Annotated in this window: 8 protein-coding genes and 1 pseudogene; 5 read left to right on the plus strand and 4 right to left on the minus strand. The window is 45.0% G+C overall.

Annotated elements, in window-relative coordinates; all coding sequences use genetic code 11:
* Together V7D75_RS07785 and V7D75_RS07790 are read right to left on the minus strand one after the other, a co-directional pair.
* Window positions 1-734, minus strand: a pseudogene (locus V7D75_RS07785) (iron chelate uptake ABC transporter family permease subunit); the annotation flags it as partial.
* Window positions 735-830: 96 nt separating this feature from the next.
* Window positions 831-1,886, minus strand: a complete 1,056-nt coding sequence (locus V7D75_RS07790; protein WP_333614110.1) for a siderophore ABC transporter substrate-binding protein — start codon at window positions 1,884-1,886, stop codon at window positions 831-833.
* Window positions 1,887-2,241: 355 nt separating this feature from the next.
* Between V7D75_RS07790 and V7D75_RS07795 the strand changes: the two genes are divergently transcribed.
* The 3 genes from V7D75_RS07795 (at window position 2,242) to V7D75_RS07805 (ending at window position 4,579) form a co-directional block, all read left to right on the plus strand.
* Window positions 2,242-3,228: an energy transducer TonB gene (locus tag V7D75_RS07795; RefSeq protein ID WP_333614111.1), complete on the plus strand. Its 987-nt coding sequence runs from the start codon at window positions 2,242-2,244 to the stop codon at window positions 3,226-3,228.
* Between the two features lie 181 nt (window positions 3,229-3,409).
* Complete coding sequence (locus V7D75_RS07800; RefSeq protein ID WP_289050859.1) at window positions 3,410-4,102, plus strand: MotA/TolQ/ExbB proton channel family protein; 693 nt, start codon at window positions 3,410-3,412, stop codon at window positions 4,100-4,102.
* A 75-nt stretch (window positions 4,103-4,177) separates the two neighbouring features.
* Window positions 4,178-4,579: an ExbD/TolR family protein gene (locus V7D75_RS07805; protein WP_333614112.1), complete on the plus strand. Its 402-nt coding sequence runs from the start codon at window positions 4,178-4,180 to the stop codon at window positions 4,577-4,579.
* A 392-nt stretch (window positions 4,580-4,971) separates the two neighbouring features.
* Here V7D75_RS07805 and V7D75_RS07810 read toward each other — a convergent pair whose 3' ends face one another.
* Window positions 4,972-5,511 carry a DUF2799 domain-containing protein gene (locus V7D75_RS07810; protein ID WP_333614113.1) on the minus strand — a complete coding sequence of 180 codons (540 nt, stop codon included), beginning with the start codon at window positions 5,509-5,511 and terminating at the stop codon, window positions 4,972-4,974.
* A gap of 340 nt (window positions 5,512-5,851) precedes the next feature.
* Between V7D75_RS07810 and V7D75_RS07815 the strand changes: the two genes are divergently transcribed.
* Both V7D75_RS07815 and topA read left to right on the plus strand, forming a co-directional pair.
* The gene (locus V7D75_RS07815; RefSeq protein WP_333614114.1) at window positions 5,852-6,412 is read left to right on the plus strand and encodes a hypothetical protein; all 561 of its coding nucleotides are present in this window, start codon (window positions 5,852-5,854) and stop codon (window positions 6,410-6,412) included.
* 281 nt (window positions 6,413-6,693) lie between these two features.
* A complete protein-coding gene (gene topA / locus V7D75_RS07820) occupies window positions 6,694-9,360 on the plus strand; it encodes a type I DNA topoisomerase (protein WP_333614115.1) in 2,667 nt (888 codons plus the stop codon).
* Window positions 9,361-9,449: 89 nt separating this feature from the next.
* Here topA and V7D75_RS07825 read toward each other — a convergent pair.
* On the minus strand, window positions 9,450-9,882 hold a 433-nt coding region (locus tag V7D75_RS07825; RefSeq protein WP_333614116.1), incomplete at its 5' end, for a superoxide dismutase family protein.

Raw genomic sequence — 9,882 nt, forward strand, 5'->3', positions numbered from 1 at the left:
GCCAGCACGCACAGTGCGCCCGTCAACCAAAGCAGCTCGTAACGTCCGGCTAATACCGAAGAGAAGTCGCCAAATTGCCAAACGCTGAGCATCTGTAGCGATTCCGTTTGGTAGGCGATAAAAGTGGTTATCGCCTCGATAATGCCACCAAAGACAATACCAATCAGCGGAATCATCAAAAAATCTGTCGGCGGAACGCGATGTATCAGCAGCATAAAGAGCATCATGCCCGCAACTGCCGCAAGGGTCGCGACGCCCATTTTGACCAGTAGCGCGCTGGCTGGGAACAGTAAACTGACTACCAGTAATCCCAATGCGGCGCTTTGGGTTGCCCCAACCATCGAGGGTTCCACGAAGCGGTTTTTCAGCACCACTTGAATAATCATCCCAGCCACCGCCATCGCGATACCCGTCAAAATAATGGCAACGGTGCGTGGAATACGGCTCACCAACATTAATGAGCTATCAGAGTTGGCGCTTTGACTAATAAGGCTTTGCAAAATACCTGACCACGAAAAATCTGCCACCCCAATGGATAAACTTAATAACACCAAAAGCCCCATAATAATGAGGCTTGCTGTGTTTATTAACCACGGCGGTATCGCAGCGCGGCGTTGTTTATCGCGGGCGTAGCGGCTGCCACTACTTGCACTCGGCTGCCAGCTTGATGGCGCAGCTGGCAGAGTAGAGCTGGTTTTAACGCTGGCTTGAGCACGAGGTGAAAATAATGGCATAACGGCTACTGGCTTACGAATAGGGTTTGAAAATTTTTATGGATAGCAACTGTCATAAGCAACAGCTGCTACTTGTATCTTGTGTAGCGTCAAAATTTATTTTGCCTTAGTAAAGGCGTTTTTAATCGTCGTTAAATCCTGTAGCCACTGATAATAACCACCAAAGGCTAAGTAAGAGTCTGGGCTTAGATACACCACTTGGTCTTTATCCCACGCAGTGGTTTGCGCCACCAATGGGTTGTCCAATACGGCTTTGGCACCCGCACCATCTTCACCAATTGCAGCGCTGCGATCGACGACGAATAACCAATCTGGATTGGTCTTTTGTATGTATTCAAATGAGATAGGCTGACCGTGACGCGCATCAGTGATTTTATCATCTGCCATTGGAATATTTAATACGCCGTGAATAAAACCATAACGTGACTTATCACCATAGGCTGACAGTTTATTGCCATTGACCATGACCACCAAGCCTTTGCCTTTATTTTCTTTGGTTAAGGCTTTGGTCTCGTCAATCAGCGTGTCAATATTGCCTTGCAATTTTATTGCTTGATCACTTTTGCCAAATAACGCACCCAAATCGTGTAAGCGCTGCTTGCTTGACTCATAGATATTTGCCGTATCGATGCTCATATCCAGCGTGGGTGCGATACTCGATAGCTCATTGTATTTTTCTGCCATACGCGAGCCGATCAAAATTGCTTGCGGCTGCATGGCGTTCAACGCTTCAAGGTCAGGCTCAAATACCGTGCCGACTTCTTTAGGATCAGGATGTACTTTTGACTGTAAGTTATCTAAATGTAGCCCACTTGGCATACCGTCAAATGCCACGTCAAGCGCCGCCAAATCTTGCATCAAGGTCATATCATAAACGACCAATGGTGATGGATTCATGGCCAAATCGACTTTACCTTTTACCGTATCAACTGCGATGGTCGCAACAGAAACGTTGTCATTTTCAGCCACATTCGAAGCCGCATCAGCCGTTTGGTTTTCAGCTTTGGTTTCTGTTGTCTCGTTATCACTTGAATCAGGCGAGCTACAACCCGCTAAGCCAACACTAGCAATTAACGCAGTCATCATGGCAGTCAATAATGGACGTTTAACAAGGGGGCTTGCGGTACGATTAGAATATAAAGTAGTAGACATAAATAACTCGGTATATCAAAGGTTTGGTTGGTATTGTTATAAGAATGCTAAAAAACAGCAGAATAATGCTAAAAAATAGCGGCTTTATAATTAAAGTTTTACGATCATTTGCTATTTTTACTATAAAAACAACTGCCATGATAAAGTAATTGAGACTTATTATCAATATTAACGATAATGGTTTTTATTAACTGACTTTTCATTCATTAACTTTTTAGTTTTAAACAACTTTGCGCAGGAACTTTGCTTAAGATAGGCAACAAAAAAACAGAGGGATTAAAAAATTACTATTGATAATAGTTATCGTTTGCATTATTATCTACGCCATTCTATAACGGTTAAATGTTAGGGTGTTATGAGTTCAACGGATTTAGAGGCGCCATCACTTAGATTGATACTTATCGCTATTATTTTAGTAGTCGGGCTACACCTGCTTACCGCAATCGCTTTGGTGATCATCAAAGCGCCTACGCTTAAAGATGAGCCCATTAAAGAGACGCCGCCGCTTGAAATCCAAATGGTCACATTACCTACTGAACCCATCGAAAACGTGGTTACTGAAGTAGAGGAAGTGCCGAAAAATAAAGCTGAATCTATACCAGCGCCTAAACCCAAGCCCAAGCCTGAACCGAAACCGCAGCAAAAAATGAAAGCAGTTACACCAGTAGATCCAGTAGTAAGAGAAGAAGAACCAATCGTTCAGAAAGAAAAACCTGTAAAGACGCCGCCTATAAAAGAACCACCTGTAAAGAAAAAAATAGAAGACAAGCCACCAGTTATTGATAAGTCAGTCGCTGACGAACAGCGCCGTATAATAGCTGCGCAGGCAGAAAAGGCAGCGCAACAAGCGGAAAGACAAGCGCAAGCAAAAGCGCTGCAAGAAGCGCAGGCGCAAGCGGCTCGTGACGCTCAAGCGCAGGCAGACGCCAATGCCGCCAAAGAGGCTGCGCAAAAAGCAGCGCAGGCAAAGGCTGAAAGAGAAGCTGCAGCCGCTGCTCGAGCAAAAGCAGAGGCTGCAGCCAAAGCAGAGGCTGCGGCAAGTAATGAGCCTGTCAATTTTACCGCTAGTGCTGCGAACTGGGCATCGGCGCCAAACTTTAGCTTTCCGGACCGCGCCGCTCGCCGCGCCCGTTCGGGAGATACGCTCAACGTGGTGTTGGTATTAAGAGTCAATAAACAAGGCGGTATCGATAGCGTACGTGTGGCCCAATCGTCAGGAAACCCGCTGTTAGATAAAGAAGCACAGCGCCAAGTGCGTTCAGGTAAATTCAAGCCCTTTACCAAAAACGGCGCGCCAGTGGTCGGCAATGTCACCTTGCCAATTGCCTATGCGGTTCCTTAAATATAAAAGACTGGGTGTAGAAAAGCGCATTTATACAAGCAGATATAAAACAACCGACACATACAAAATATAGTGAAACACAGCGAAATATAGCAACGAGGTACGAAAATAGATATCAAAAATCGTACTGCTAACAATCATAAAATGACAAGTAACGACATCCCACATTAAGGAGTCTGATATGGACTTTACAACCTACTGGCAATATAGCGATATGGTGACCAGAACCTTATTCTTTTTGCTTCTTGTTTTATCTATTGCCTCTTGGGTGACGGGTATCATTCGCATATTGCAAAGTCGCAAACTGGCAGCTAGCGTCGCCGATGATTTGAGTGCGCAGATTCATAGTAAGCAGGCCAGTTTGGTTGAAAGCGATGCCGCGTCTCGGCGTTTGGTGATTGAGCAGACGTTACTCAAGCATATCGGTCGCTATCGTTTTGCCAGTGAGCGCGGTTTGCCGATACTTGGTACGACAGCAGCAATCGCGCCGTTTATCGGTCTGTTTGGCACGGTGTGGGGTATTTTCCATGCGCTGCATAATATCGGTGTCAGTGGTCAAGCAGGATTAGGACAAGTCGCAGGACCTGTCGGTGAGGCCCTTATTATGACCGGTTTAGGGATTGCTGTTGCGATTCCGGCGGTGGTGTTTTATAACCTTGCGATACGTATCAATCGCCGCGTCATGTATCACGCCAATGATAGAGCGCATGATTTATTGGCACAATCTAGCGAGCTTGCTGCAGTGCAACAAGCGCCAATTCAAAAGCCAGCAGTCCAACGTGATACTACTAATCAAGTAACGCAGTTAACGAAGCAGGCAAATGCAGATAAACAAGCTGAGCATTATCATAAATCCGCACCATCGCAGTTGTAGTGATGGTTCAGTAGAGATAATAAGCCAAAAAAGCACGAGCAGAAAAGACGACAATTAACGGTATTGAGAACAATTATGGCATTTCAATTGGGTGACGATGACAGTCAAAGCATGAATGAGATGAACCTTATTCCGCTTATCGATATCATGCTGGTATTGATGATTATCTTTTTATTGACAGCGACCGTACTAAATCCAACGGTGCCATTAGATTTACCGAAAACCAGTGCCGAGGTCAATGAAACACCGCCCGAGGCCATTCAAATTAGCATCGATAAAGATGAAGGTTTGTTTTGGGATGACAAGCCTATCAGCATAGAAGCATTAGAGGTGCGTCTGCAAGAACAGTCGGCGGGTGGCAAGGATCCTTCTATCCAGCTGCGTGCCGATAAAGAAAGTAGGTATGATACCGTGGCGCAAGTGTTGGCGGCGGCCAGTCAAGCAGGATTAACGAAGGTGGCTTTTGTTAATGAGTAAGGTTTAAACGACTAATAATTAAAAAGTAAATGAGCAGTAGAAACAGCTTTTAAAACAATAAGCTAGCAAGATAAATAAGTAAGCTTAGTAATAAGAAAATAACCACGACAATAACAAGAATAATTAAAATAATAAACTTTCTCTCCCGCCTCGCTTGGGTAACCTTGCGAGGTTATCTTTTTTTAGCAACCCTCAACCTAGTTTAGTAGATTGTATGGCAGTCGGTAGGTTATATAGCGAGTGAAAAGTAGTATCGATACATGGCGCACTGCTGTTATCAATTTTTCTTGCCTGCTGTGCCTACGCAGACAGAGGCTACAAAAAATTGATATCAGCAATACCGTCGCATTTTCAAGATATTTTGACTATATAGCGAGCATCAACTATAACGCTTACCAAGCATAACCAAACGGGCGATAACCATAGCCAAAGCGTCCAGGTCCATAACCGAATGGATACGGCGAGCGCAGATAATCAAGGTCACGCTGACGCATATAATAGTAGCGTCCTTGGGCGTAAGCTTCTTCAAGCTTTTCGATGCCTTCGAGCGGACAAACAGGCTGCCAATCATAACCTTCGCGGCCAAGTTTATAAGCATTGAGCTCGGTACAGTAGTTTTTTAGTCCTTGCTGACGACCTTGCTCCCACAATACGCGGTTTGGCGTTGCGCCAACGACACTTGAGCATTGATTGGTATAATTGCCAAAGTAAGCACCTGAGCGTCCATGAAGTCCATCGACATAGCCGACTTCTTGCCAGTTACTATTTTGGCATTGTTCAGGCGTCAGACTTTGGGTGGTCGCGCAGCCCAATAAAGTCAGTAAAGCTACGCCTACTAGCGAGATGGTCAGCCCAGATTTACCGATAAGTTTGCCGACACTTTTACTTACTGATGCAGCAGTCGATGAGTTTTGTTTAAGAAGATAATTCATAATAAACCTGCGCGCGTTTAAAATTATGGTTTATCATAGCACCTTTTTAGGCGACCAACTTTTTGCATCTTGTTATCGAATCAGTGGTTTTATGTACTAAGTATTTGATATGCCACTATAAATAGCAAGGCGTTGGTAAATATCAGGTGTGCCTAGCAGCTAGCCCTTTATAGAAGATAGTATTTACGATTGCTTGATTTTTAAAGGTTTACGCTCATTATAAGCGACTAGATAGTCGCCGTTTATATTTAAGCTGTTATATAAAGAGCCCCGCTGATAGGTTCTTCAGCCCGTTTTAATCACTAGCACACCATTAATTTTGTTAAAAGGTCAGACTGTTATGGGAATGTGGATTGCGATCGCCATTGTACTATTCGTATTAGGGAGTATGATGGCGCTCAAACCTAGCGGTATCGACCAGCGTTTGGATAAGCTGCGTATGACGGCGCGCCGTTTGCAGCTCAATCCCAAGTTAGTTACTTGCCCTGATTGGGTAAAAGGCCGTGACAATGATTCTGGTCGCGGTATGATTGGCCAATATGGTTTGGTGCTCGATAATGTCAAGCTGCCATTAACTCGCTATCAGGTACTAGATGGACAATGGCGTCCGGCTAGCAATGCTAACAGTAACAATATCAATGCCAGCAGCGACAATAAAAGCTTACCCGTACAAGCCAATTTTAGCTTGGATAAAGAGCCTTTAGCGCTGCCCGCTAGCATCGAGCCATTTGTAAAAGCATTATTGGTTAAGTCGAATAGCATTATTATTTATTGGGAAGATATTGCTTATGTGCGTCTGGCGACCAATCCTACTTATCAGCAACAAGCGATTGAAAGCGACTTATTAATCATGAAAGAGAACCTTGAGAAATGGGCATTACAGATGCAAAAGTCGGCATAAAAAACGCACGGTGCTAGTAAAAAATTTTTTCGTCTCCATAAAGAGGCAATATGCAAGTCCTTTTGGCAAACTCTCAGTCATTTTAAGTTGACAGCTTAATGCTTAGCAGTGTAACGTCTTTATAACTGTATCTATGCGTTATGGTTATTGTTTGTTTTATAACCGTTTTTATCGGCAGCCATTACTACAATAATTCGCTGAGCCATTATAACTAACTATTATAAATTGCCAGCTGCCGAGTTTATCCTTATTTTAATTTACTTATTATGGTGTCGTCACTTATGGCAAAAACCGCAACCAAAAAAAGCCCAACCACGGCAAAAGACCAACCCAAAGGCAAGTCTTTGGTAATTGTAGAATCACCTGCCAAGGCAAAAACCATTAACAAATACTTAGGCGACGACTTTATCGTCCGCTCAAGTATCGGTCATGTCCGTGATTTGCCAGTGGGCGCGAGCAAAAGCGCGAAAAAGCCAGCCGCGAGTAAAAAAGATGACAGCCTAAGCAAAGAAGAAAAAACCCAGCAGGCATTGGTACGGCGCATGGGCGTCGACCCAGAACATGACTGGGCGGCTGTCTATGAAGTATTGCCGAACAAGACCAAGGTTATCAAAGAGCTAAAAGCCTTAGCCAAAGATGCTGACAAAATCTATTTGGCAACGGATATGGATAGAGAAGGGGAAGCGATTGCTTGGCATCTCAAAGAAGTTATCGGCGGCGCAGACAGTAAATATGAGCGCGTGGTCTTTAATGAGATTACCAAATCCGCTATTCAAAATGCCTTTAAACAGCCCTCAAAGCTCGATATCGACCGCGTTAACGCGCAGCAAGCGCGGCGCTTTTTAGACCGCGTCGTCGGTTTTATGGTATCGCCGCTACTTTGGCAAAAAGTCGCTCGCGGTCTGTCTGCAGGTCGTGTCCAGTCGGTCGCCATGCGTTTGGTGGTCGAGCGTGAGCATGAAATTCGCGCCTTTATCCCAGAAGAATACTGGCAGATTCATGCTGATACTCACGTTGCTGATAGTAAAGCCGAGAAAGCGGCAGACGCTGAGCACATTGCGATTCGTCTAGAGGCAACCAAGCAGGGCGGCAAAACGCTAAAGCTTGTTAATAAAGAGCAGACCGATAAAGTCCTAGAAGTGCTTAATTCAAACGACTTTATCGTGAAAGAGCGCGAAGAGAAGCCAACACAGTCGCGTCCAAGTGCGCCGTTTATCACCTCGACATTGCAGCAAGCCGCCAGTACGCGACTGGGTTTTTCAGTTAAGAAAACCATGATTTTAGCGCAGCGTTTATACGAAGCTGGTCATATTACTTATATGCGTACCGATTCGACTTTCTTGTCTGGTGATGCATTAGCCGCCGTACGTGGTTATATCGAAGACAACTATGGCGATAAATACGTGCCAGAAAAGCCAAATTTCTATGGCAATAAGCAAGGCGCACAAGAGGCGCATGAAGCGATTCGTCCGTCTAATGTCAATATGAAATCAACGCAGCTAAAAGGCGTTGAACGTGATGCCATCCGTCTATATGAGCTGATCTGGCGTCAGTTTGTTGCTTGTCAGATGACGCCTGCAAAATACTTATCCGTGAATTTATTTGTTGCGGCAAGCGATGTTGAGCTAAAAGCGCGCGGTCGCACCTTAGTGTTTGATGGCTTTACTAAAGTCATGCCACCGGCGAAGACCGACGATACTTTGCTTCCAGAGGTTAAGAAAGGCGATAAATTAACGCTTGATAAGCTTGATCCGAGCCAACACTTTACCAAGCCGCCTCCGCGTTATACCGAGGCAAGCTTGGTTAAAGAGCTGGAGAAAAAAGGTATCGGACGTCCATCAACTTATGCTTCTATTATCTCAACCATTCAAGATCGCGGCTATGTAAAGCTTGAGAATAAGCGCTTATTTGCCGAAAAAATGGGCGATATCGTCACCGACAGATTGACGGCAAGTTTCCCAGATTTGATGGATTACACCTTTACTGCTGCATTAGAAGACAAGCTTGACCATGTTGCTGAAGGCGATACTGACTGGAAAGATGTCCTTGATAATTTCTATGGCGACTTTAAAAAGACCCTAGATCGTGCCAAAGAAAAAGACGGCATGCGCCCAAATGATCCAACCGATGTGCCAGACGTCCATTGCGATATTTGCGATCGTCCGATGCAGCTACGTACTGGCTCAACCGGTGTATTCTTAGGCTGTACGGGCTATAATTTACCGCCAAAAGAGCGCTGTAAAGGCACCAAAAACTTAATGCCAGTCGAAGCGTTTGCCAATCTTGATGATGGCGACAGCGATGACGAAGCGGCCGAAGTTAAAGATTTGATGGAGAAAAAGCGCTGCCCGAAATGCGGTACGGCCATGAATGGCTATATCGTCGACGGTGGTCTCAAGCTGCATATCTGCGGTAATAACCCAGATTGCGACGGCTATATCTTAGAAGAAGGTAAGTTTGAAGTACCGGGTTCAGATGCGCCAACCATCGATTGTGATAAATGTGATGGGCAAATGGAGCTAAAAACTGGACGTTTTGGGCCATACTTTGCTTGTCAGAAATGTGACAATACCCGTAAGGTGCTTAAAACCGGCGAAGCGGCACCGCCGCGTATGGAGCCAATCCATATGCCGGAGCTAAAATCGACCAAGCATGATGATTACTTTATCTTGCGTGAAGGCGCGGCTGGGATGTTCTTAGCAGCGTCTAAGTTCCCAAAAGTACGCGAAACCCGTCCACCAAAGCTGGCTGAGCTACGCGAAATCAAGGATAAAATGGAAGACAAGTTCCAGTATCTGTTTGCAGGTCCAGACGAGGATCCAGACGGTAATCCAACCATTTTACGCTGGTCACGGAAGAAAAAAGAGCAGTATATTGGCTCTGAGAAAAACGGCAAAGCCACCCGTTGGGGCGTGTACTGGCGTAATGGTGAATGGGTAGAAGAGTAAAATATTTTACCTTTAGATCAATAATGTATAGCCATAAAAAAACCTCTTAGATTATCTAAGAGGTTTTTTTGCTATTAACTTTTAGGCTTTTAGTTCTTCTCGATAATACCGCAGGCGACGCGCTCGCCTGCATTACCAGCTGGCTGACTCTTATAATCATCAGCACCACTATGAACGATAAAGGCTAGACGGTTAACACTGTATTTACCTGCATCGGCCGCAGAGATTTTCTTATTCACATAATTAATAGTAGCTACGCCATTCGCATCGGCGGTTAAGTTCGGCAAATCCCCTGGATGACCATTCATATCATCAGGATGAGAGTGCGGTTTATTATCGGGATTAAAGTGACCACCAGCCGCTTTACCCATATCGGCACAGCTACCGGTTTCATGAATGTGCAATGCCACGGTTTTGCCGGGCTGCAAATTCATCAGCTTACCGTAAACTTGGACACCGCCATCGACTGGGCGTAAGAATACTTGACCCACTTCATTTTTATTACCAGCGACTGCATTGATG

This window comes from Psychrobacter sp., from assembly GCF_036731945.1.
Lineage (GTDB): Bacteria > Pseudomonadota > Gammaproteobacteria > Pseudomonadales > Moraxellaceae > Psychrobacter.